At 68.6% G+C, this 20,332-nt stretch carries 21 protein-coding genes; 5 read left to right on the top strand and 16 right to left on the bottom strand.

Annotated elements, in window-relative coordinates:
- Nucleotides 1-4: 4 nt before the first annotated feature.
- The gene (locus ACFFNX_RS04130) at nucleotides 5-400 is read right to left on the bottom strand and encodes a hypothetical protein (RefSeq protein WP_378195322.1); all 396 of its coding nucleotides are present in this window, start codon (nucleotides 398-400) and stop codon (nucleotides 5-7) included.
- A 477-nt stretch (nucleotides 401-877) separates the two neighbouring features.
- Nucleotides 878-1,204, bottom strand: coding sequence for a hypothetical protein (locus tag ACFFNX_RS04125; RefSeq protein WP_378195319.1), 327 nt, complete (start codon nucleotides 1,202-1,204; stop codon nucleotides 878-880).
- A gap of 172 nt (nucleotides 1,205-1,376) precedes the next feature.
- Between ACFFNX_RS04125 and ACFFNX_RS04120 the strand changes: the two genes are divergently transcribed.
- Together ACFFNX_RS04120 and ACFFNX_RS04115 are read left to right on the top strand one after the other, a co-directional pair.
- Nucleotides 1,377-1,820, top strand: coding sequence for a hypothetical protein (locus ACFFNX_RS04120; RefSeq protein WP_378195316.1), 444 nt, complete (start codon nucleotides 1,377-1,379; stop codon nucleotides 1,818-1,820).
- An 824-nt stretch (nucleotides 1,821-2,644) separates the two neighbouring features.
- Nucleotides 2,645-3,124: a DUF2867 domain-containing protein gene (locus tag ACFFNX_RS04115; protein WP_378195313.1), complete on the top strand. Its 480-nt coding sequence runs from the start codon at nucleotides 2,645-2,647 to the stop codon at nucleotides 3,122-3,124.
- Between the two features lie 560 nt (nucleotides 3,125-3,684).
- Here the strand turns inward: ACFFNX_RS04115 and ACFFNX_RS04110 are convergent.
- From ACFFNX_RS04110 to ACFFNX_RS04075, 8 genes are all read right to left on the bottom strand, one after another.
- Nucleotides 3,685-4,749 carry a Gfo/Idh/MocA family protein gene (locus ACFFNX_RS04110; RefSeq protein WP_378195310.1) on the bottom strand — a complete coding sequence of 355 codons (1,065 nt, stop codon included), beginning with the start codon at nucleotides 4,747-4,749 and terminating at the stop codon, nucleotides 3,685-3,687.
- Nucleotides 4,746-5,759: an LLM class flavin-dependent oxidoreductase gene (locus tag ACFFNX_RS04105; RefSeq protein WP_378195307.1), complete on the bottom strand. Its 1,014-nt coding sequence runs from the start codon at nucleotides 5,757-5,759 to the stop codon at nucleotides 4,746-4,748. The genes ACFFNX_RS04110 and ACFFNX_RS04105 overlap by 4 nt, the downstream gene beginning before the upstream one ends.
- A gap of 83 nt (nucleotides 5,760-5,842) precedes the next feature.
- Nucleotides 5,843-6,697 carry an SAM-dependent methyltransferase gene (locus ACFFNX_RS04100; protein ID WP_378195304.1) on the bottom strand — a complete coding sequence of 285 codons (855 nt, stop codon included), beginning with the start codon at nucleotides 6,695-6,697 and terminating at the stop codon, nucleotides 5,843-5,845.
- Between the two features lie 304 nt (nucleotides 6,698-7,001).
- Nucleotides 7,002-7,406, bottom strand: coding sequence for an amidohydrolase family protein (locus ACFFNX_RS04095; RefSeq protein ID WP_378195301.1), 405 nt, complete (start codon nucleotides 7,404-7,406; stop codon nucleotides 7,002-7,004).
- Nucleotides 7,407-7,452: 46 nt separating this feature from the next.
- Nucleotides 7,453-8,202, bottom strand: a complete 750-nt coding sequence (locus ACFFNX_RS04090) for an SDR family oxidoreductase (RefSeq protein ID WP_378195298.1) — start codon at nucleotides 8,200-8,202, stop codon at nucleotides 7,453-7,455.
- Between the two features lie 146 nt (nucleotides 8,203-8,348).
- Complete coding sequence (locus ACFFNX_RS04085; protein ID WP_378195295.1) at nucleotides 8,349-9,383, bottom strand: methyltransferase; 1,035 nt, start codon at nucleotides 9,381-9,383, stop codon at nucleotides 8,349-8,351.
- 398 nt (nucleotides 9,384-9,781) lie between these two features.
- Nucleotides 9,782-10,750 carry an SDR family NAD(P)-dependent oxidoreductase gene (locus ACFFNX_RS04080; protein ID WP_378195292.1) on the bottom strand — a complete coding sequence of 323 codons (969 nt, stop codon included), beginning with the start codon at nucleotides 10,748-10,750 and terminating at the stop codon, nucleotides 9,782-9,784.
- 948 nt (nucleotides 10,751-11,698) lie between these two features.
- Nucleotides 11,699-12,250, bottom strand: coding sequence for a TetR/AcrR family transcriptional regulator (locus tag ACFFNX_RS04075; RefSeq protein WP_378195289.1), 552 nt, complete (start codon nucleotides 12,248-12,250; stop codon nucleotides 11,699-11,701).
- 119 nt (nucleotides 12,251-12,369) lie between these two features.
- Here ACFFNX_RS04075 and ACFFNX_RS04070 point away from each other — a divergent pair, with 119 nt between their 5' ends.
- Nucleotides 12,370-13,407 (top strand): aldo/keto reductase, encoded by a 1,038-nt coding sequence (locus ACFFNX_RS04070; protein WP_378195286.1) that lies wholly within the window; start codon nucleotides 12,370-12,372, stop codon nucleotides 13,405-13,407.
- 66 nt (nucleotides 13,408-13,473) lie between these two features.
- Here the strand turns inward: ACFFNX_RS04070 and ACFFNX_RS04065 are convergent, their stop codons facing one another.
- From ACFFNX_RS04065 to ACFFNX_RS04050, 4 genes are all read right to left on the bottom strand, one after another.
- Nucleotides 13,474-13,893 (bottom strand): hypothetical protein, encoded by a 420-nt coding sequence (locus ACFFNX_RS04065; protein ID WP_378195283.1) that lies wholly within the window; start codon nucleotides 13,891-13,893, stop codon nucleotides 13,474-13,476.
- A 15-nt stretch (nucleotides 13,894-13,908) separates the two neighbouring features.
- Entirely contained in the window at nucleotides 13,909-15,297 is a 1,389-nt protein-coding gene (locus ACFFNX_RS04060; protein ID WP_378195280.1) for an amidase, read from the bottom strand.
- Nucleotides 15,294-16,292, bottom strand: coding sequence for a hypothetical protein (locus ACFFNX_RS04055; protein WP_378195277.1), 999 nt, complete (start codon nucleotides 16,290-16,292; stop codon nucleotides 15,294-15,296). Before ACFFNX_RS04055 ends, ACFFNX_RS04060 begins: the two co-directional genes overlap by 4 nt.
- Before the next feature lie 199 nt (nucleotides 16,293-16,491).
- Nucleotides 16,492-17,391: a nitrilase family protein gene (locus tag ACFFNX_RS04050; protein WP_378195274.1), complete on the bottom strand. Its 900-nt coding sequence runs from the start codon at nucleotides 17,389-17,391 to the stop codon at nucleotides 16,492-16,494.
- A gap of 131 nt (nucleotides 17,392-17,522) precedes the next feature.
- On the opposite strand from ACFFNX_RS04050, the gene ACFFNX_RS04045 reads away from it, so the two are divergent.
- On the top strand, nucleotides 17,523-17,981 hold the full coding sequence (locus ACFFNX_RS04045; protein WP_378195271.1) for a winged helix-turn-helix transcriptional regulator: 459 nt from the start codon (nucleotides 17,523-17,525) through the stop codon (nucleotides 17,979-17,981).
- A gap of 171 nt (nucleotides 17,982-18,152) precedes the next feature.
- Here the strand turns inward: ACFFNX_RS04045 and ACFFNX_RS04040 are convergent, their stop codons facing one another.
- Nucleotides 18,153-18,458: a DUF5999 family protein gene (locus ACFFNX_RS04040; protein ID WP_378195337.1), complete on the bottom strand. Its 306-nt coding sequence runs from the start codon at nucleotides 18,456-18,458 to the stop codon at nucleotides 18,153-18,155.
- 142 nt (nucleotides 18,459-18,600) lie between these two features.
- Here ACFFNX_RS04040 and ACFFNX_RS04035 point away from each other — a divergent pair, with 142 nt between their 5' ends.
- A complete protein-coding gene (locus ACFFNX_RS04035) occupies nucleotides 18,601-19,074 on the top strand; it encodes a winged helix-turn-helix transcriptional regulator (protein WP_378195268.1) in 474 nt (157 codons plus the stop codon).
- A gap of 57 nt (nucleotides 19,075-19,131) precedes the next feature.
- Here ACFFNX_RS04035 and ACFFNX_RS04030 read toward each other — a convergent pair whose 3' ends face one another.
- Nucleotides 19,132-20,292 carry an FAD-dependent oxidoreductase gene (locus ACFFNX_RS04030; protein ID WP_378195265.1) on the bottom strand — a complete coding sequence of 387 codons (1,161 nt, stop codon included), beginning with the start codon at nucleotides 20,290-20,292 and terminating at the stop codon, nucleotides 19,132-19,134.
- Nucleotides 20,293-20,332 lie beyond the last annotated feature (40 nt).

Below are 20,332 nucleotides of genomic sequence, written 5' to 3'. Positions count from 1 at the left end.
GCGGTCATCGCCGCTCGTCGCCCGCCGAGCCGAAGCCGCCTGCCGCGATCCCGGCGGCCATCGTGCCTGCCCGAACCGCGCTCCGGCGCCGGAGCAGGCCCTGAGGCCACGGCGGAGAGGTCGTCGCGCACTCGCTCCAGCGCGTCCCCCCCATCGCCGCTCCACCCCGGCGCGGAGCTTTTGTTCCAGCAGCGCCTGTCCTCTCCGGGTCGCGCATCGCGTACAGCCAGAACTCCGCCTGAAGCGCCGCGAGGTCGACGTCGCTGTCGCCCGCGTCGACGAGCAGCCGTCCGATCCCCGCCACCGGGTCATCGCCGCGAGTTGCTCGGTTCAGGCGTGCCCGGTCCGGCAGATCACCAGAGCGTTCACCGCCGCTGACGAGGTTCTCGGCGGAGGTCACGGCCTGTCCGCAGTCGCCGCGTACCTCACCGGCACCGCCGCCCCCATGCTGTCCGGTCGCTTCACCAGCGACACGACCCGAAGAGAGGCATTCGGAGCCGCCGCGGAACTGGCGTGGCCGCTTGGCTGGAAGCACCACGACCTCGGGCATGAGGTACCTGGTCGGCTTCCAACTCGCCGTCGAAGCAGGCCCCCACGCACACGCCGCGTGGATGATGCGCGCCGTCGCCCACCAGGCCCTCAGCCTCAAGCAACCGAACCACAGCCGTGACCTCGTCCAAGCCGCCCTGAAACGCGCCGACGGCCACGCCTGCCCCGCGACGCAGGTGCCCCTGCACATCACCCGCGCCCGCGCTGCTCTCGGCGACAAGGCAGACGCCGCCCGCGCACTACTCGCCGCCGAAGACGCCCTCGTCCGCGACAACGAGCCATGCCCCTCCTACTCCCTGCTCATGGCGTCCGCCCTGGGCGGCATGGCTCATGACGATGGATCGCCGCCCTGGACGATCTGCCAGCCGAGTGTCGGGTCGCCCGTTCTGAGGCGGTACGTGCCGGTTCCCTGGAGGGTGACGAGCGCCGTGCGTCCGGAGTCGAGTACGTCGACGGGGCGTCCGAGAACGAGGATCCGTGTCAGTTCCAGGTCGACCGGCGCCTCCACGCCCTGGATGCGGCGGAATCGGGCGCCGAGCCGGACCGGTCCCCGGACGCAGCGCACCACGGCGGTCGCCGCGGCGTCGTCACGGCGGCGGACCTGGTCGATCTGGAGTTCCACGTCCGCCGCGCCGCCGGGCTCGATGGTCGCCATCACGCCGCCGGCCCGGCAGGACGCTCGCCGACGCACTGAAAGGCGACCGGCCATTCGAGCGTATTGCGGCGATCCATGGCCATTTGAGTAATTTCCGATCGCGAGAGCGGTCTGGTCGATTCGATGAGCGGAAAACTCTACACCCATCGGTACGCAGACGTATCATGCGAGCATGAGCGACCCTTTCCTGCGTTCCTCCGGTGACGACGCCATCACCGCGCCACGGCACCCCGAGCCGTCGATTTACGGCAGGGCACGCGAAGCCGGAGTTCCCCAGTCCTATATTGACGAATTCGAGGCACTCCGGGTGAAATGGGCCGATTTAGTGGTGGAACTCGACCAGGCCCTGGAGCTCGCGGGTTTCCGACAGCACGATCCCGACGGGAAGGGCGGAGGGTTCGGGATCTGTTGGCACGTACGCGACGATGGAGTGCTGGTGACCTGGTCGGTCACCAATGACAGGCCGATCGAATTCGACGACCGGATCTCGGCCGTCATGCACCCCGCACTCCAGGCCGTTCTCGATGAATGTGGATTCACCGCCGAACTGGTCCCCGAGGGCGAGGACAACGCGGGAACCGTCCTGGTGACCGGTCACGCCCGAACAGAGGCCTGACCCCGGCGACGGTCTTTAGCACACGACTTCGGGGAAAAGCGCAGACGGTGGGGGCGACTGTCGCAGATTCCGAATACGCCGGTCTGGCGGTGGAAGTGGAACCGATGCCGGTACCGGTCGTGGTGGTGCCACGGGTCCCGGTGGTGCCAGCGGGACCAGCCGTCGTGGTGGCCGCCCAGGTGGTACGCGATGGCTCGCCTGGTCGGCGGAGAGGCGGTCCGCGTTCGCGGTACCGCCGAGCGGTATGGGCCCTGCGGCCGCCACGATCCCCGTTGCGGTGAGCTTCTTGAGCACTGATTCCTCTTACGTCGCGATTCGTGAAGGCCCGGTTGCCGGACCACGACGCCATCCGCATCCCCGCGTCCGGGAGCACGCTAAGGGAATCCATCGCCGCATAATCGAATCGATACTCCACGTGTCCGACGTACTCGTGTCCGCAGTGAAACTTCGCTCTCCTCCCGATTACACGCCGACGGCGGACCCACGCTGAGGCGCCGCGCCCTCCCGGCGACTGGTCGCAACGCACCGGAGCTTTCGCGCAGGTGACAGGGTTCACCTGGACTCGCCCGACGGCGGCCCCCGCCTGGACCGGATCGTCCCCCGTTCTCGATCATCGCGGCGCTGCCTCCGTCAGCCGGTGGAAAGCGCGCCGAGCGTTGCGTCGCGCGTGGCGGGAGCGAGGCTGGTCGATCCGGGTGTCCGCTGCGTGGCGCTGCCGGTCGGGCTCACCGTGGACATCGGCGCATGTCGGCGTGACAAGTCGCGTCAACACGACGCACCGCATCGCATCGCCGGAAAAATCATGATTGGTGGAAGATATCCCCATGGAGTTCGGGCCGATGCGCGCACGACAGGTGGCGGTCGAGGCGTCGACCCGAGCCGTCGACACCCTCGCCGAACCCGACTATGCGTCATCCTTCGAAATCTCGACCCCGCAGGCCGACGCTCGCTCACCCGAGCAGTGGGCACGGGCCCTCTTCGAGGAAGCCCCCCGGGCGTTGCGGCTGTTCCTGGTGTTCGGCTGGCGAACGGCACTGGGCCTTCGGCTCGGACCAAGACCCTCCGCTGACCACGTACTCGGGTGGCGCATCATCGCCACGACTTCCGATGCAACCGTCCTCGCCCTGGATTCCCCGCTGATCACGGGCCACAACGTGCTAGAGATCAAGGATTCGAGGATTCTGTTCTCAACCTTCGTACGGTACGAGCACTGGGCGGCAAAGGCGATATGGGCGATGGTGGCCCCGATCCATCACAAGACGATCCCCTTCCTCCTGCGACACGCAACACGCAAGCAGCGTTAGGACCTGCCCTCGACACCGCCGCCCGGGCGCCGTGATGTCGGGCCGGGCTGCTGGTCGAGGCCATTTCCGGCGTCGCGCACCACGGCGCCCTGCAGGGCGCCGGAGAGCACGGCGTCCCGTACGGAACCGCCCGGCAGTCGGCCGCTCGCGTTGCTGATTTCCCGGGCCGGGCCCCCTCCGGCCTCATACTCCTGGCGTCGCCGCGGGCCCGGAGCCCTGGTTCGTAGGAGCCGACCCCGCGATGCAGGGCCGAGCGCCCTGACCGGCGCGGCCGCGTCCGCCAATGCGGTGTTGGCGCCCCGGCCGCGGCGGGCGACAGGGCGTGGACGGCGTCTCCCCGGAAGGTGACGCGGCAGATCGAGGAGCCGAGCACCTCGCTCGGCCGCCACCGATGGCCGCGTCCCCGTTGCCGCGGGCATGGAGCCACGCGCCGTACCCGGCAGATCCCCATCGGGTACGGCGCCGGCCGACCTCCCCGAAGGAGCCGGGCCGTCGTGACCGGGAACGTCGTCGCCGGGCGCGCCCACAGCGGCGGCGGCGGTGAAGTCGCCCGGGGACGGTCAGGCGTGCGTCTCGGCGAGGTCCGCGATGCGCAGGAGCCCGAGGGCGTCGTCGAAGGTGGGGAGGTCGGGGTCGAGGTCGCCGTCGACGGTACGGGCGAGGCGCCGGGCCAGGTGGGCGAAGGCGTGGCCGGAGGCGTGCGGCGGCGGGTCGGTGATCGGATCGTCCTCGGGCGGCGGGGTGAGCCGGGTCGGCGTGGGTTCGTCATGGCGGGCGCCGTAGAGGGTGACGGGGTGATGGCCGGTGTGACCGGCGGCCTCGGCGCGCAGGTGTCCGTGGCTGCCGTAGGCATCGAGGCGCCAGCCGCTGCCGTGCCAGGCGATCCATGACGTGTGGATGGAGCAGAGAGCACCGTCGCCGGTACGGGCGGTCAGGGCGGAGCTGTCGGTGCTGGTCACGCCGATCGGCCCGTCCGGGCCGGACCAGGTGGGTTCGCGGGTGGCGGTGTGGCCCGTCACGTCGGTGAGGGGGCCGAAGATCCACGTGATCAGGTCGGCGGTGTGCAGGCCGTGCACCCGCAGGGAACCGGCGCCGGCGGTGGCGTCGGCGCACCACAGCGAGGTGGCGGCCCGATCGGGGCGGGTGAAGGTGGGGTAGAAGGCGGTGGCGTGGACGTTGTCCACTCGCCCGAGCCAGCCGTCCCGTACGAGCCGGCGCAGGTGCCACAGGCCGGGAGAAAAGCGCGACTGCAGGTCGACGACCGCATGCGTACCCGCGGCGTGGGCGGCGTCGACCATGTCGGTGCCGCCGGCGGTGTCCGCGGCCAGGGGTGCCTCGCACAGGACGTGCTTGCCGGCCCGCAGGGCGGCGATCGCCATCGGCGGGTGCAGGCTGGGCCGGGTCACCACGTCGACCACGTCCACCTGGTCGGATTCGCACAGCCGCCGATAGTCGTCGTAGGCGGCGGGGATGCCGAACCGCCGGGCCGCCGCCTCGGCGGTGTCGCGGTGCGCGGTGGCGATCGCGGTCACGTCGATCTCCGGGAGCCGCGCGTACACCGGCAGATGGCTGGCCGCCGCGTAACTCGCGCCGATCACACCGACCCGCAGGGGGCGGCCGGTCATGGCAGGTCCGGCCCTCCGTCCTTGCCCATGACCTCGGCGGCGAACAGTTCCATCGCGGCGAGGACGCGGTCCTGGGCGGGCCCGGACGGGTGCCGGAAGATCAGCAGGAAGTCGTCCACCCCGGCCGTGGCGCGGTAGCCGGCGATCGCGGCCCGGCATTCCTCCGGCGTACCGAAGATCATCCGGTCGCCCATCAGGTCGTCGAGGGTGATCTGGTCCGCGGCGGTGACGCCTGGCATGTCGGTGATCGCGCCGTACGTCCACAGGGTGCGCACCATGTCGACGGCGGTGGCGCCGAAGTCGCGGACGGCGTCCTCGCGGCTCTCCGCGGTCCAGCAGAACCGGATCGCCGTGACGCGCGGGCGCCGGCCGGACTCTCTGGCCGCCTCCCGGTACGCATCGCCCATCTGACGCATGGTGTCCACCGACATCAGCGCGTTGCTGATCCAGCCGTCGCCGAGCCGTCCGGCGCGGGCCAGTCCTCCTGGCGACCAGGCGGCCAGGTGGATCGGCGGCGTCGGGGACTGTACGGGGCGGGGGATCACCGAGACGTCCTGGACGTCGTAGATGCGGTCGGTGAAGGAGAACCGGTCACTGGTCCATGCCTGACGGATGATCCGCACCGTCTCGTCGAATCGCTGGATCCGGTCCTTCCAGGGCACTCCCACCGTCTGGTAATCCTCCGGCAGGTAGCCCGCGCCGAGCCCGAGGAACAGTCGCCCACCGGACAGTTGGTCGAGCATGGCGGCGTCCTGGGCGAGCTCCACCGGGTTGTACAGCGGCGCGATCGCGATGCTGGTGCCGACCTTGACCCGCTCCGTACGAGCGGCGATCGCGTACGCCAGGTGCAGCGGCGAACCGAAGTACTCCTCGGAATACTTGTGCTCCGTCGTCAGCGCGGCGGAGTATCCGAGCCGGTCGGCCGCCTCGGCCTGCTCCAGGATCTCGCCCGTCACCTGATGCGGATCGCCCGAGGCAACCCCCTGGGTGAACACGACACCGAATCCCACGTTCCCGCCCTTCCTTCAGGCTCACAGTCAAAATGTGGGGTCAAAGGTGTCACAAATCAGCGCGTAGGGCGGGAAAAATCGGCCTATTCCCGACCACGGTCTCCGTCAGCCGGACGCCGGGCGACACCGCCGAAGTGCCACTTCGTAGGGCGGGGCTCGGGGTGCGGCTCGATCTCGGGATGCCACCAGGGCAGGTGGACCGCGCCCGGTTCGACCAGATCGAACCCGTCGAAGAAGCGCACGATCTCCTCCGGGTCGCGCAGCGACACCTTCTCCGTCGCCGTCTCATAGGTCTTGGTCATCGTCGACACGGCCACGGCGCCCGCAGCGCGCGTGCCGTGCGCGATCACCAGGTAGCTGCCCGGTGCCATCGCCGCCCGGAACCGCTGGATGATCCGCGCGGCGTACTCGGCGTCGGAGATGAAGTGCAACACCGCCACGAACAGCACCGCGACGGGCTCGCGCAGGTCGATCAGCCTCGTCAGCGCCGGGTCGTCGAGGATCTCGTCGGGCTTGCGGACGTCGCGTTCGATGATCGTGGTGGAGCCGTCCTCGGCCAGCAGGGCACGGCCGTGCGCGGCGACCACCGGGTCGTTGTCGACGTAGACGACCCGCGCCTCACGGGAGACCTGCCGGGCGATCTCGTGCACGTTGCCCTGTGTCGGCAGCCCGGCTCCCAGGTCGATGAACTGCCGCACCCCCTGGCCCGCGACGTACCGTACGGCACGGCCGAGGAACGCCCGGTTCTCCCGCGCGGTCTGGAACAGCTCCGGAATCACCCGGTGCATCTCCTCGACCGCCGTCCGATCGACCTCGAAATTGTCCTTGCCGCCCAGGTAATAGTCATACATTCGCGCCGGGCTCGGCTTGGTGAGATCGAACTCCGTGTGCCGTTGCCCTGGCGCGAGCGGATCACGCCACCAGTCAGCCGCGCTCAACGACCTACCTCCACACGCTCAGGGCCTTCGTGGCGACCCATTGTGTCAGCCAATCCAACCCGGCGGGAACCCGGTGAAAACTGCTCTGCTCCACGAGCGCACGGACACTCCGCCGGCCGATCCGACGCTGACGCCCGGCTATTCCTCAAGGTGGCAGGCCCCATCAGCGGCCGCGACGACGCGATCCTGCCGCCGTACGGTCCGAAGCGACGGTTCGATCACGAGGGCGGGCTCGGTGTCGTGATCGGCACAGGTGGTTCGGCCTCGGAGCCGCAACGCGCCTCCCACTTCCACACATGAACGATCAGATCGCCCACAGCCTGCGTGGAAAGCGCGATGCATCGCTCATCCTTTGACTCGCGTGCCGGCTGCGTCCCCAGGCGGCTGTACCGTCGCCGGTGCCGCCGAGGTCGGAGCCCATCGCGATCGCCACGCCTGCCTCGTAGGCGCGGGTGATGTTCTCCCGGTGGATCTCCGCGACCGTCGCCGCTTTCCGGGCCGCGTACGCTCCTACGTCTTCGCTCTCGAGGATCTCCCGGACGACCGTGAAGGTGGGCACGAGGATCGCGCCGGCATCCTTCATCGCCGTGCATGCCTCATCGTCGATGTAGCTGCCGTGTTCGATGGTCAGCACGCCGGCTTCGAGCGCCGCCATGATGCCCGGCTCGCCGTGTCCGGGTATCAGCTGATCGGCCTCGATACGTTGCATGTTCCGATCCTTCAAATCAAGATCGGCCTCTGGCCGGGCGTTTCGGTCAGTCGTCGTTCGGTGAAGTGTGGCTGTCGATTCCGACGGTCTGGCCGCCGTCGATGAGGAATTCGCCGCCGGTGGTGTACGAGGCGTCGTCGCTGGCGAGGAAGAGCACCATCCGGCTGACCTCTTCCGGCTCTCCGATCCGCGGGATCGGCTGGCGCGCGAACAACTCGGGGGACGCGCTGCTTCCCATGGGAGTTCGGATCACGCCCGGGTGTACGGAGTTGACGCGCACTCCGGTACCCGACATGTCCAGCGCCGCGGCCTTCGTCATGCCACGCACTCCCCACTTGCTCGCCACATAGCCGATACCGCCGGAGAAACCCGTGAGACCCGCTGCCGACGAGATGTTGACGACGGATCCGCGGCCACGGCTGCGCATACCGGGGAGGACGACGTGCATGCCGAGAAAGGCGCCCATGAGGTTGACGTCGATCATCCGACGGAAATGCTCAGGCGACAGTGCCTCGACACCGCCGAAGTGGACGATCCCGGCGTTGTTGATCAGAATATCCACGGCACCGAAGACGTCTTCGGTTTCACGGACGATGGATGACCATGAGTGTTCGCTCGTGACGTCGAGGTGGTGGAACCGGGCTGCGGGAAGTTCCTCGGCCAGGCCCTTTCCCTCCTCCTCGAGCAGATCGCCGATGACGACCTGGGCGCCTTCCGCGGCCAACTTGCGCACGTGAGATGCCCCCATACCGCGGGCACCACCAGTGACGATGGCGACCTTACCGTCGAAGCGCATTGCCGGAATCCTCCTTTAGATGGTGCTCAGAGGTCGCAGAAAACGTAGCGAACCGAAGGCCCCGGATCTCCCGGACGAGATGTGCATGTTGTGGTGGCACACACCTCGCCAGGAGGTCCTCCCTATTCCCGGACCATCCAGCCGTGTCAGCGCAGTGTCGCCTCGATGAAGGAAACGACCGGCGTCGGGCTCGGAACGATACGGTCGAGGGTGAATCCGGCGGAGTCCAGCAGTGCCTGGAACTCCTCCGTGGTGCGCTCGCGTCCGGTCGTGATCGCCAGCATTGTCAGGTCGATTACCTTCGCGGGGTGTGGCTCGTCTCCGGGCGGGATCACGGCCTCGATGAGCACGACCCGGGCCCCGGGCTCGGCCGCGTCCGCGATGGAACGCAGGATGCGCCGGCACGACTCGTCGTCCCAGTCGTGGAGGATGTAGGACAGGGTGTACACGTCCGCGGTCGGAACGGACTCGAAGAAGTCGCCCCCGACACCCTGGACGCGGTCGGTAAGCCCGTGCTCGGCCAGGGTCTTCTGCGCCCCCGCCACGATCTCCGGGCGGTCGAACACGATGCCCCGGCGATCCGGAGCGTCCATCAGCAACTGGGAGAGCATCGAACCGTCGGCGCCGCCGATGTCGGCGACCACGGCGCCATCCGGCAAATTGTATTCGCGGAAGAGGCCGGACCGCAGGCCGGTGGCGGCATTGGCGAAGGCGCGGTTCTGCAGTTCGGCCCTCTCGGGGTCCGAGGAGATCCAGTCGAAGAACGGCTGCCCGAAGTGCCGAGTGGCCGCGGACTCTCCCGTACGCGCCGTCGTCAGGAAGTCGCCGAACGGCCCGTAATGCGTCTCCATCCAGTAGAGGGCGCCGTACTTGAACGAGTCGGGGTGGTCTTCTCCGAGCGTCGCGCCGAGCTCCGTGACCTCAATCTGGTCCCCGTCCGTACGGAAGACGCCGAGCGTGGCGAGGAAACGGATGATCCGGCCGAGCGCGTCCGCGCTGGCGCTCGTCTCCGCCGCGAGTTGGTCGATCGTCCGTGGGCCGTTGCTCAAAATCGTCGCGACGTCGAGCTTGGCCACCACATACAGCGCCTGCGAGATCTGGAACCCCGTCAGCAACTGCAGCATCTGAAGCGACGGAGGAATCTCCAACGGCGACGCGGGAGCGTTCTCAGTGGTTCCCATGAAATGGCTCCTGACCATTGTTAGCGGGTAAGTGGTTGAAGTTTCATCAACGAGCCTCAGAGGCTAGCGAAGGTTGCGCGCATTCGTGGTTGTAGCCGTAGCCGTCGAGGTCGGCGGTCACCCTCCGGCCACGAGTCCACCCAGGTCAGCCATATTCGTTGCTCTTTTGGCCGGTGGTATCGGCACCTTCGCTCTTTCTTTCCGGCCTTACCTATCGAGGTTTGGAGACCTTACGGCCGGTCTTTCCCCTTCGTAGGCCTCAATCTTTCATGAGGCCGGTTGGGCCGTGTAGCGGCCTGGCCGACCACTGTTTCTCGCCCGGTACCCGAGAAGACGCGCAGGCGTTCAGGTCGGCAAGTCGGCCGCCGAGGACCTCGGGGTGAACTCTGAAACGTTCGTTACTCGGCACTGCCTACTGCCGAGGCCGCGTACTCCCAGAGGCGGTCTGCGGCAGCAGGGTCGACCGCCCACTTCGCCACCGCGTTGGCCAATGAGGCGGGGCCGCCCGCCATGCGTTCGGGACCGCCATCGACGACCTCGACTTCCTGGTTGTCCTCAAAGTAACGTCCGGTCACACCTTCGAGGAGCGGTGACGCCGCCAGCAATACGGCGGTCGCGACACCCTGCTCAAGCGTCTTGAACTCTTCCGGCACGATCAAATTGCCGTCCGCGTCCAACCGGCCGAGCGCCCGCAGGGTGGCCTCATCCATGTAGCGGTGAAGGTTGGTGCGTGCCTGGCCCGGAGCACAGGCGTTGGCGGTGATGCCGTCCTGCGCCCACCGGCGGCTGATTCCGACGGCAAGGAGCGTTTCGGCGGTCTTGGACTGCGCGTAGGCAAAGATGGGGTTGTACGGCCGTCGCTCGAACTGCGGATCGTCGAAGTCGAAATCCGCGACCAGCTGTGCGCCAGAGCTGACCACCACCACGCGCGCCCGCTCCGCCGCCTGAAGGGCCGGCCGCAAGCCCGTCAGCAGGGCGAAATGCCCCAGGTAGTTGATGGCAAGGTGCATTTCCCAGCCCTGCGCGTTGACCTGTCGTGTCGGAAGTGCCATGACGCCCGCGTTGGCGACGATGGCATCGACCGGGCCGTCCCAGGCGGCGCAGAAGGCACGTACCGACTCCAGATCCGACAGCTCGAGAGCGGCGACCTCGGTCTGCGGGAACTCATCGACGATCGGCTTGGCGCCGGCGAGGTCACGCCCGGTGATCGTGACCCGCGCCCCCGCGGTGGCCAGAGCGCGGGCGGTTTCAGCCCCCAAGCCCGACGTCCCTCCCGTCACGATCATGCGACGCCCGGTCAGGTCAACGCCCGCCAGCACTTCCGCCGCGGTGGCACGTGCGGCGAACGGCGTAGTAATGAGTGTCATACCTCTCCTACCAGTTGGGTTGCGGGCGAGGCCGCAACCGCCTTCGTGAACTCGGATCACCAGGGCTGTTTCACCTGAACGCCGGACCGCCGTGCGGGTCTTCACGCTGGAGCCGGAGGGTCCGCCCCTCCGGGTGCCGGCCGGTCGACCGCTATCCGTTATCTCTTCCGATGTCATCCGCCCGCAAACGACGCAAGGTAAGGCCAGGTACATAAGACATGCAGGCATAGTGGCACGCCGTCGGGCCTTCCCTCGTTACGGGGAATCCTCGCAGCTCGGTCTCTGGTCGACCGCCCGGCGGAGTTGGAGACCAGCCTCAACCTTGATCTCGGACACGGGATTTATGCGCCTTGAGCGAGCATAACTGACATGGTGAGTGACTGAACTGTTGAATTGATGTCCGAGCCGGGACGGTGTTTTAATCAGAAGCCAGAGAGCCGCGCTTGGCGTTCGTCGATAAAGGCGCGACAACCTTACAGAGAGACTCTTTGATCAGATGATGGCGGGTCCAGGATCAGAACCCGGATAGTCTGTACAGACCCATCGCGCGACCACTCCGACCTGCGTGTTCGCCGCCACCCTCGATTTCGGCCGATATTTGTTTCGATCATGGTTTGAGCGGTTGTCACAACGAGGTGACCGCCACCAGGACATGCGCACCCTCGACGCACGCTTTTCGCTCCCGATCGATTCACCTCGGCCGTTTCACAACTGGCGACCGGCTACATCATTCCTGCACGCCGAACTTCTCCAGCTCCCGGCCTACATCCAAGCGTCGCCGTCTTCCCGTCGGCTGGTGCGGACAAGCCACTCCACCGGCCATGCCCATCCTGCCCTCAAGCTAAAAGGAAGACATATCAGCCGGTCAACTTGATACGAACGACCGGCGCGAACCAGCTTTGCGGCGCGGCACGCCGGAACCAACGCAGGAAGAACGCGTACACCGCCTCACGGTCGGAAGCCGTCGATTGCCAGTTCCAGCAGGCGGTCGGCTTGGGCGGCGCCGGCGGGGTCGTCGGGGGTGCGCCACAGGCAGCTCATGAGCATGATGACGTCGACCGGATCGATGCCGGGGCGTATCTCGCCGGCGCGTTCGCACGCGTCGAGGAGTTGGGCGACGGCGGCCGTTACCGGGGGCCACGAGGCGCTGACGACCTCCTGCGCAGCGGCGGAGTGCAGTGCTTCGCCGAGGCCGTGCTTGATGCGCACGTAGGCGGCGAGGGTGGTGAACCACTGACGCAGCGCGTCCAGCGGGGTGTGGTCGGCGAGGACGTCCGACACCGAGTCGACGAGGCGGCCCATGTCGTTCCGGTGGACCTCCAGGATCAGCGCCTCGCGGGTCGGGAAGTGCCGGTAGAGGGTGCCGGCGCCGACGCCGGCACGCTTGGCGATCGAGTTGAGCGAGGCGTCCGCGGACTCGGCCAGCGCGTCGTGGGCGACCTGGAGGATCGCCTCCCGGTTCTTCAGCGCGTCGGAGCGCTGCGGCGCGGCGTCGGGCACGGGTCCTCCTGGTGTGCGGGCGGTCGCCCGATTGCGATCCGGAGAGTTCTCCGTTAATGTCGCCGGAGCTAGGCGGAGAGTTCTCCGCTTACTCTCGTCTCCCACTTTAGGAGTCCTCCGTGCGCTACATCAAGCTCGGCCGCACCGGCCTCGACGTCTCCCCCGTGGCCATCGGCGCCATGACCTACGGCGAGCCCGGCCGCGGTCACCCCGTCTGGTCGCTCGACGAGGAGGCCGGCCGCCCTCTGATCCGGCATGCCCTGGAGGCCGGCATCAACTTCTTCGACACCGCCAACATGTACTCCTACGGCTCCAGCGAGGAGATCCTCGGCCGCGCCCTCAAGGACTACGCGCGCCGCGACGAGGTCGTCATCACCACCAAGGTGCGCCACACCATGCGTCCCGGCCCCAACGGCAAGGGCCTTTCCCGCAAGGCGGTCATGACCGAGATCGAGGACAGCCTGCGCCGCCTCGGCACCGACCACGTCGACGTCTATATGATCCACCGCCTCGACAACGCGACGCCGCTGGAGGAGACCCTGGAGGCCCTGCACGATGTGGTGAAGTCCGGCAAGGCCCGCTACCTCGGCGCGTCCTCCATGCACGCCTGGCAGTTCGCCAAAGTCCTCCATCTTCAGGAGCGCCACGGCTGGGCCCGGTTCGTCACCATGCAGGACCACTACAACCTGCTCGCCCGCGAGGAAGAACGCGAAATGCTCCCGCTCTGCGCCGACGAGGGCGTCGCCACCATGGTGTGGAGCCCCCTGGCCCGCGGCCGCCTCGCCCGCCCCGCGGACCAGGCGCACGCCACCGAGCGCGCCGCGACCGACGGCGCCTACGCCGACATGCTGTACACCGACGACGACCGGCAGATCCTCGACGAGGTCGGCGCCGTCGCCGACGCTCGCGGTGTCACCCGCGCCCAGGTCGCCCTCGCCTGGCTACGCCGCAACCCCGTCGTCGCGGCCCCCATCGTCGGCGCCCGCACGATCCAGCAGATCGACGACGCCGTCGCCTCCCTCGATCTCGACATCACCGACGAGGAGGCCCGCCGCCTGGAGGCCCCCTACACCCCCCGCCACGACTTCCAGGGCATCTCCGACGAACGCGAACTCGAGCGCATCAAGGCCGGCATCCCCGGCTACGCCAACCTCTGACGCCGCGCCGGAGCCTGCGGTCGGCGCCGGCCGATCCGCAGCGTGCGTCGACCATCAGACGCTGCGTCACCCCGTCGTGGCGGAGCCGTCGGTGACTCTTTCGTCCCCGGTCCAGTCGGTGTTGAAGCCGGCCAGGTGCGGGTGGTACATCTCGTCACCCGAGTGCTGGGTGAATTCGACCTTCACCCACAGCGCGTCCAGTCCGAACATCTCCGTGCACGCGTCGATCAGGGACCGGGCCAGGCGGGCCCGGGTCCGCACAGGCCGTCCGCTCCGGATGTCGCACATGATGAGGGCCGAAGGGGTCGGGGGCGCGTTCTCGTGGCATCGCCACACGCCGCCCTCGCCGAGGTCGTGCACGGACACGGTGAGCAGGTCCATGCCGACCTGCATGATCTCCGCATAGATCTCGCCGACGCGCTGCGCGAGGTCCTGCTTGGTCGCAGCCGTGGTGGTCAGCGGCAGGTCGATTTGGATGGATGGCATCGGGGTTCCCTTTCGCTAGCGCCGCTGTCGCGACAGATCTTTCGAGGACTCACGCCGTACGGCCGCCTCCAGTGCCTGTGCGGCGCCGAACAGGAGGTGCTCGTTGCCCGGGGCGGTGACGAGTTGTACGGCGGCCGGCAGTCCGTCGCACCGGCCCGCCGGGACGCTGATCGCCGGTATGCCGGTCAGATTCCACGGGCTGGTCAGGGAGAGCAGGGCCGAGCGCACCTCGAGTTCGGTGCCGTCGACGTGCACGCTGCGCGTGTCGAGAGGGGGCGCCACGAACGGGACCGTGGGAAGAGCAAGCAGGTCATGGGCCCGCAGCAATTCCCGCACGATCGTACGCAGTTCCCCACGCGCCTTTTCGGCCTGTTCGTAGTCCGATGCCGAGACCTTCCCGCCGTTCTCGAGTCGCGCGAGGACTTCGGCGTCGATCAGGTCTCGATCTTCGTTCAGGTGATGCCGATGCACCTCATATGCTTCTCTGCTCTGGAGGGTGGTGAACAGGTCGAACAGGGTCTGGCGGCGGTCCCATCCCGGGAATCCGCGCACCGTTTCCGGTGCGAAGCCGACGCGGGCCAGAAGGTCGCGGGCCATTTCCTCGATACGCGGGTCGCACGTCGCGATGTCGCCGCTCTTGATCCAGCCGACCGTGATCGACCGCGAGTCGTGGGACGGCCGGCTCAAGGGCCGGTCGGTGAGAGCCTGGTAGCCGATAAGGGCGTCTTCGACCGAGTCGGCGAACACGCCGACATGATCGAGTGTGGGTGCCAGCGGGTACACACCCGTACTCGGGACGGCGTCGTACGTGGGCTTGAATCCGACGACTCCGCACAGGGCGGCCGGTACCCGGACCGAGCCGGCGGTGTCGGTTCCCAGCGACAGGGGGACCATTCCCGAGGCCACGGCCACCGCGCTCCCTCCGCTGCTGCCGCCCGAGATTCGGCCGGGATCGTGGGGGTTTCGTGAGGGGCCGTGCAGCGAGCGGTCGCCGGTCGCGCCGTACGCGAACTCGTGCAGGGTGGTCTTTCCGACGATGACCGCGCCTTGGTCGCGCAGCCGTGTGATGACTTCGGCGTCGCGCGTGGCCACGGCCCCGAACGATGTCGCCGAGCCGCACGTGGTGGGCAGGCCCGCCATGTCGATGAGGTCCTTGACGGCAACGGGTATGCCGTGGAGCGGGCCTCGGTCGACGCCGGTGGCCAGTTCCCGATCTGCTCGACGTGCCGCCTCGTACGCCCCGGCCTCGTCCACCAGGGCGAACGCGTTCACGGTCGCGTCGCGATCGTTGATTCTCCGCAACGCGTCCGCGGCCAGTTGGGCGGCCGAGACCTCCCGGCGGCGCAAGGCGCGTCCGAGGTCGGTGATCGTGGGCTGGGGGCCAAGGCCAAGGGGCTGAGTCATGAGGCGATTCCCGGTACGAGGTTGAGCAGAGGCACGATCAATGCGGTGGAGATGCTCATCGAGGCCACGTTCCCGACGAACGGGTGGAAGTCCGCCGGCAGACGGCGCGAGATCGCGGCCGCGAGAGGGGGACCGACGAGTGCGCCGATGAGAGCTCCGGCGATGACGGATTGGGGGGTGCCGCCGAAGGCCAGCACGGTTGCCGGCGCGACCGACACCACGGGGACGAAGGTCGGGTAGAAGCCCAGCAGCTGCCACCTGCGCCGCCAGATCAGGACGCCGACGAGCGCCGTGACGGCCTGGCTCGCGAGCACGGCCAGGAACAGACCGCTTCCGTAGGCGAGCGCCGAGGGGCTGATCAGGTAGGCGATGACCGCGCCGGCGAGCATCGCCCCGCTCGCCCATTCGTTGCCGAAGAACTGCGCCTCGCTGAAATCGGCCAGCGCCCGGCGGAGAACCCACAGGAGCGACATCGCCGGCGCGTCGTTTCGTGTGAGGTTCTCGACCTCGCGAGCGGCCCGCCAGGCGCCGGGCACCGGCATCCACGGCAGGTACCGGCATGTCCCGAACGCCGCGAAAGCCCCGAGCCACATGCCTGTCGTGGCGCCGACGACCGGGGGAAGGTGGCTGGGCCCGCAGACGTAGTCGACCACGAGGATCGACGCGGGAGGCGTCAGCAGGGCTCCCGAGACGGCGGCGGTCACGCAGACCCGAAGCCGGGGTCCGTAAAGAACGACCATGGCGGGCGCCGTGGCGACGAGTGGCACGAAGAGGGGCTGCCACACTCGCGGCTGTAGCGTCCACCCCCAGGCCAGGACGCCCAGGACCAGGCTCGCAAGCGCACTGCCCACCACCGCGGGCCAGATTCCGGTGCCGCAGGCCTGGACGAAGCCCGCCCATCGTCGCGCGCCTCGCTGTGCCAGATGACCGAACAGACCGCCCAGGAGCAGGCCCAGGCTGGCCGTGGCCACCGCGTAGAACTGCGGCTCGGTCATTGAGGCGATCAGCCAGGAGGCCAGGCCCCGTGCGTCGGTATAGGCGCCGTACCATGCCTGACCTGCGACTGGGTGGACACTTGCGGCAACCGTCAAGGCTGCGAACGCCACGAGAGCGACGCAGCCGGCCGCCGTGGCGAGACGCGTGGCGATGCGCAGTACGGGAACGCTCCCGTTGTCGCGGGGGGCCACCATGACGTCAGCGGGGCAGGGGCGAGCCGCCGCGGTAGCCGAGCATCTGGTCGTACAAGTCGGTACGACGATCGCGGTGCAGGTCGTTGAGCTGGTTCCAGATCGGGGCCGTCCGTGCCGCGGTGAGATCGACGTCGGCGTAGAGGATGGTGTCCTCCTCCGGACCGGCGATACGGCCGATGGGCCATCCGTTCGTCCCCGCGATGAGGGAGTTCCCCATGAATCCCGCGCCGCGCTCCTGGCCGATCCTGTCCGCGGTGGCGATGAACACGTTGTTCGCGTGCGCCGCCGTCATCGTCAGGTAGGCGGCCATGCACACGCCGCTCGCGTCGTACAGCGGTGGCGGCGTCCAGACCCAGCCGGTGGGGATACAGATGATGTCCGCACCCATCTGGGCCACGATCCGAGCCGTCTCGGGGAACCAGATGTCCCAGCACACCAGCAACCCGATCCGCCCGATGCGGGTGTCGAACACCGAGAACCCCTCATCGCCCGGCGTGAACCACAGCTTCTCGGTGTTCCAGAGATGGGTCTTGCGGTAGCGGCCGATGTACCCCTCGGGTCCGACGAGGACCGCGGTGTCGAACAGCCTCTGACCGTCCTGCTCGACCACGCATCCCACGATGTACACGTCGCGCTCGGCGGCCAATCGGACGAACGACTGCACGGTGGGACCGTCCGGGACCGCCTCGGCGTGCGCGAAGGCCTCCTCCCGGGTCTCGAAGACATAGCCGGTGGTGGCCAGTTCGGGGAGGACGATGAGGCCGGCACCGGAGTCCGCGGCGGCCCGCAGCCGCGTCTCCACCGCCAGCGCGTTGGCCTTCAGGTTCTCGACGCCCACGCGTGGCTCGAACTGCGCTACCGCAACCCGAACCGGGCTGACGCTGGTGTCCTGCTGTTCCGCCATGAACTCTCCTCCGCCTCGCTACCCAGAATCCAGTTGCTTTTTGAAACCGGATTGCGATGACCCTAGGGCAGACGGTTTAAACTTGCAACCACTTTGGTGAGTCGTTCTCAGCCGGTCGGACAGGGGTAGTGATGGCAGCACGGGGCGTGAGCCACCAACGGGCGGAGTGCCCGGTCGCCAGGACCGTGGACGTGATCGGGGACCGCTGGTCCCTGCTCATCGTCCGTGACGCCTTCGACGGGATCCGTCGATTCAGTGAGCTGCAGCGGAACCTGGGGCTGGCCAAGAACATCCTGGCGGCCCGCCTCCGTACGCTCGTGGCCCAGGGCATCCTGGACGTCGTCCCGGCGGCCGACGGGTCCGCGTACCACGAGTACGTCCTGACCGCGAAAGGCCGCGAGCTGTTCGGCGTCATCGTGGCCCTCAGAAAGTGGGGAGAGACGCACCTGTTCGAGGAGGATGAGCCCCACTCTGCGCTTCTGGACACCGAGCACGAGCTTCCCGTCACGCTCCAGGTCACGAACGCCAAAGGCCGGCCGATCAGTGCCGCCGACGCGTTCGTACGCAAGGTGTCCACGAGTTCGACCTGAACCCGTCGCGCGGCGTACGGCCGTACGCCGTCCGCGGGTTCGCTGTGGCCCGGCGCCGGGGTCGGCACAGGGGCCGAGGTGCCGACCCCGGCGCCGAGCGGGGGGCGGATGGGTCTCTAGGGGGATGTGCCTCACGTTCGGGGGGCCGGTGAGACGAAGACCCATCCGCGATCAACGCCCGGCGGGGAGGCCCTGTGCCGCCGAGCGCCGAACCGGGGCGGCCGATACGACCGCTGGTTCGAACATGTCGTCGTGGATCGGAACGCTGGATCCATCGGGCAGCAGTTCGCCCGTGTCGTCGAAGACGATCACGCCGTTGCACAACCGGCCCCACCCCTGCTCGGGGTGGTAGGCCACCAGACGCGCCGCGTCATGATCGGCGGCATCCGCGGGCGGACACGGCGGCCGATGCCCACACGCACGCACGGTGTCGGCCGCCCGGGTCCGCGGACGGCGCGTCCCGGGAACGTGGTTCATCATCGGACTTCGCCCCCTCTCCGGCTTCACTGGCTGTGAACGGAGTCCTGTCCCTGCTCGCCAGCATGCACGAATCAGTAGCAGATTGCAACTCTTTGCCCGCGGCGTGATAGTTTTAATCTGCAACTACCGAGGAGGTGTCATGTCGCGCACCACCACGCGAGTCCCGAACTCCGACCGGCCCGAGCTCGACTGGACGGATCCGGACTGCCCGGTCGCCCGCACGGTCGATCTGGTCGGCGACAGGTGGAGCCTTCTGGTCATCCGCGACGCGATGGACGGGGCGCGATCGTTCACCGAGTTCCAGCGGCGCACCGGCATCGCCCGCAACATCCTCACCGAGCGCCTCCGCAAGCTCACCGCCCGCGGGCTCCTCGCCCAGCGCACCGCGCCGTCGGGCCGCCGCCGGGAATACGTGCTCACCGACGCCGGCCGAGACCTCTTCCCCGTGATCGTCACCCTGCGGCAGTGGGGGGAACGCCACGCCTTCTCCCCCGGCGAGCCCCACTCCACCCTTGTCGACCGGCACGGCATCCCCGTGCCGGAGATCGCGCCGACCGGCGCCGACGGCACCCTCCTCGACACCGACAGCGCACGCGTGCAAAAGGTCCGTTAGAGAGCAGACCTTCGGCGCCTTCAGACCGCGAAGGACGTCGCGATCCACGGTCGGCGGTCAGGACGGCTGGACGTCGTCGAAGAGGGCGAGGGCTTCGGCGGGGTCCGGGCTCACGAGGCGTTCCAGACCGGCCGTCGTCATCTTCGCCCACCTGCCGGCCCGTGCCTGCATCTGTTCCTCGAAGGCGCGGACGACCTCGTCCAGATCCTCAGGGCCGGGGGCGGCGGCGATGGACTCGGCGAGTTCGGCGCCTTCCAGCATCGCGAGGTTCGCGCCCACGCCCAACGGGGGCATCAGGTGGGCGGCGTCGCCCAGTAGCGTCACCCCGGGAACGTGGGCCCAGGCGTGGGACACGGGCAGGACGTGGAGGGGCCGGTGGACGAAGGCGGTGCCGTGGCGAAGGAGGTCGAGGACGGGAGCGGCCCAGCCGTCGAACAGGGCCAGCAGGCTTGATCGCACGGCCTCGGCGTCGGCCAGGTCCAGGCCCGCCCGCCCGTTGAGGCCCAGATGCCGGTCCAGGTTCGTGTGCCAGTCCAGCGGCGCGCGGAACTGGGCGTACACCTTGACGTGGCCACCGCTGTTGCGCTGGGCGACGAGCGCGCGGTTCACGCCGTACACGGCCATGGAACCGTCGCCGATCAGCCGGGCGAGGCCGGGGTGGCGGGTGTCGATGTCGTCCAGGGAGGTCTCGACGAAGGTGACGCCGGTGTAGTGCGGCGTCGCGGACGAGATGGCCGGGCGGACCCGGGACCAGGCACCGTCCGCGCCGATCACGAGGTCGAACGTCTCCTGCCGCCCGTCCGCGAAATGGACCAGCACGCCGTCCCGGGTCCTCGGCACCACCTCCGTCACGCCCCGTCCCCACCGAACGTCGAGGGGGCCGAGCAGCAGGTCACGGAGTTGCCCGCGGTCGATCTCGGGATTGGCCCGGTCGCCCGGACGGGGCTGCCAGTCGCGGAGGACGGTGCCGTCGGTGTCCAGGATGCGCATGGCCTGCCCCTCGGGACGGGACAGCGCCCGGAACTCCGCCAGCAGCCCCGCCTTGTCCAGCGCGAGCTGGCCCATTCCTTCGTGCAGGTCCAGCGTGCCGCCCGGGGGCCGTGCGTCGGGGGCGGGATCGCGTTCGAGGACGGTGACGGCGTGATCATGGCGGTGCAGGACACGGGCGAAGGTGAGGCCGGCGGGGCCGCCCCCGATCACGGCGATACGATGTCTCATGGCGATACAACGTATTTTGATGAGACAGCGTATTGCAACA

It is taken from the genome of Actinoallomurus acaciae (genome assembly GCF_042429965.1).
Taxonomy (GTDB): Bacteria; Actinomycetota; Actinomycetes; order Streptosporangiales; family Streptosporangiaceae; genus Actinoallomurus; species Actinoallomurus acaciae.
This window is presented reverse-complemented; position numbering and strand designations above follow the sequence as displayed.

Excerpts from the sequence above, each read along its gene's own strand:
- ACFFNX_RS04040 (WP_378195337.1), bottom strand. The coding sequence starts at position 18,458 with ATGAACCACGTTCCCGGGACGCGCCGTCCGCGGACCCGGGCGGCCGAC.
- ACFFNX_RS04125 (WP_378195319.1), bottom strand. The coding sequence starts at position 1,204 with ATGGCGACCATCGAGCCCGGCGGCGCGGCGGACGTGGAACTCCAGATC.
- ACFFNX_RS04090 (WP_378195298.1), bottom strand. The coding sequence starts at position 8,202 with ATGCGCTTCGACGGTAAGGTCGCCATCGTCACTGGTGGTGCCCGCGGT.
- ACFFNX_RS04095 (WP_378195301.1), bottom strand. The coding sequence starts at position 7,406 with ATGCAACGTATCGAGGCCGATCAGCTGATACCCGGACACGGCGAGCCG.
- ACFFNX_RS04060 (WP_378195280.1), bottom strand. The coding sequence starts at position 15,297 with ATGACTCAGCCCCTTGGCCTTGGCCCCCAGCCCACGATCACCGACCTC.
- ACFFNX_RS04085 (WP_378195295.1), bottom strand. The coding sequence starts at position 9,383 with ATGGGAACCACTGAGAACGCTCCCGCGTCGCCGTTGGAGATTCCTCCG.
- ACFFNX_RS04030 (WP_378195265.1), bottom strand. The coding sequence starts at position 20,292 with ATGAGACATCGTATCGCCGTGATCGGGGGCGGCCCCGCCGGCCTCACC.
- ACFFNX_RS04065 (WP_378195283.1), bottom strand. The coding sequence starts at position 13,893 with ATGCCATCCATCCAAATCGACCTGCCGCTGACCACCACGGCTGCGACC.
- ACFFNX_RS04045 (WP_378195271.1), top strand. The coding sequence starts at position 17,523 with ATGGCAGCACGGGGCGTGAGCCACCAACGGGCGGAGTGCCCGGTCGCC.
- ACFFNX_RS04055 (WP_378195277.1), bottom strand. The coding sequence starts at position 16,292 with ATGACCGAGCCGCAGTTCTACGCGGTGGCCACGGCCAGCCTGGGCCTG.
- ACFFNX_RS04120 (WP_378195316.1), top strand. The coding sequence starts at position 1,377 with ATGAGCGACCCTTTCCTGCGTTCCTCCGGTGACGACGCCATCACCGCG.
- ACFFNX_RS04035 (WP_378195268.1), top strand. The coding sequence starts at position 18,601 with ATGTCGCGCACCACCACGCGAGTCCCGAACTCCGACCGGCCCGAGCTC.
- ACFFNX_RS04080 (WP_378195292.1), bottom strand. The coding sequence starts at position 10,750 with ATGACACTCATTACTACGCCGTTCGCCGCACGTGCCACCGCGGCGGAA.
- ACFFNX_RS04110 (WP_378195310.1), bottom strand. The coding sequence starts at position 4,749 with ATGACCGGCCGCCCCCTGCGGGTCGGTGTGATCGGCGCGAGTTACGCG.
- ACFFNX_RS04050 (WP_378195274.1), bottom strand. The coding sequence starts at position 17,391 with ATGGCGGAACAGCAGGACACCAGCGTCAGCCCGGTTCGGGTTGCGGTA.
- ACFFNX_RS04115 (WP_378195313.1), top strand. The coding sequence starts at position 2,645 with ATGGAGTTCGGGCCGATGCGCGCACGACAGGTGGCGGTCGAGGCGTCG.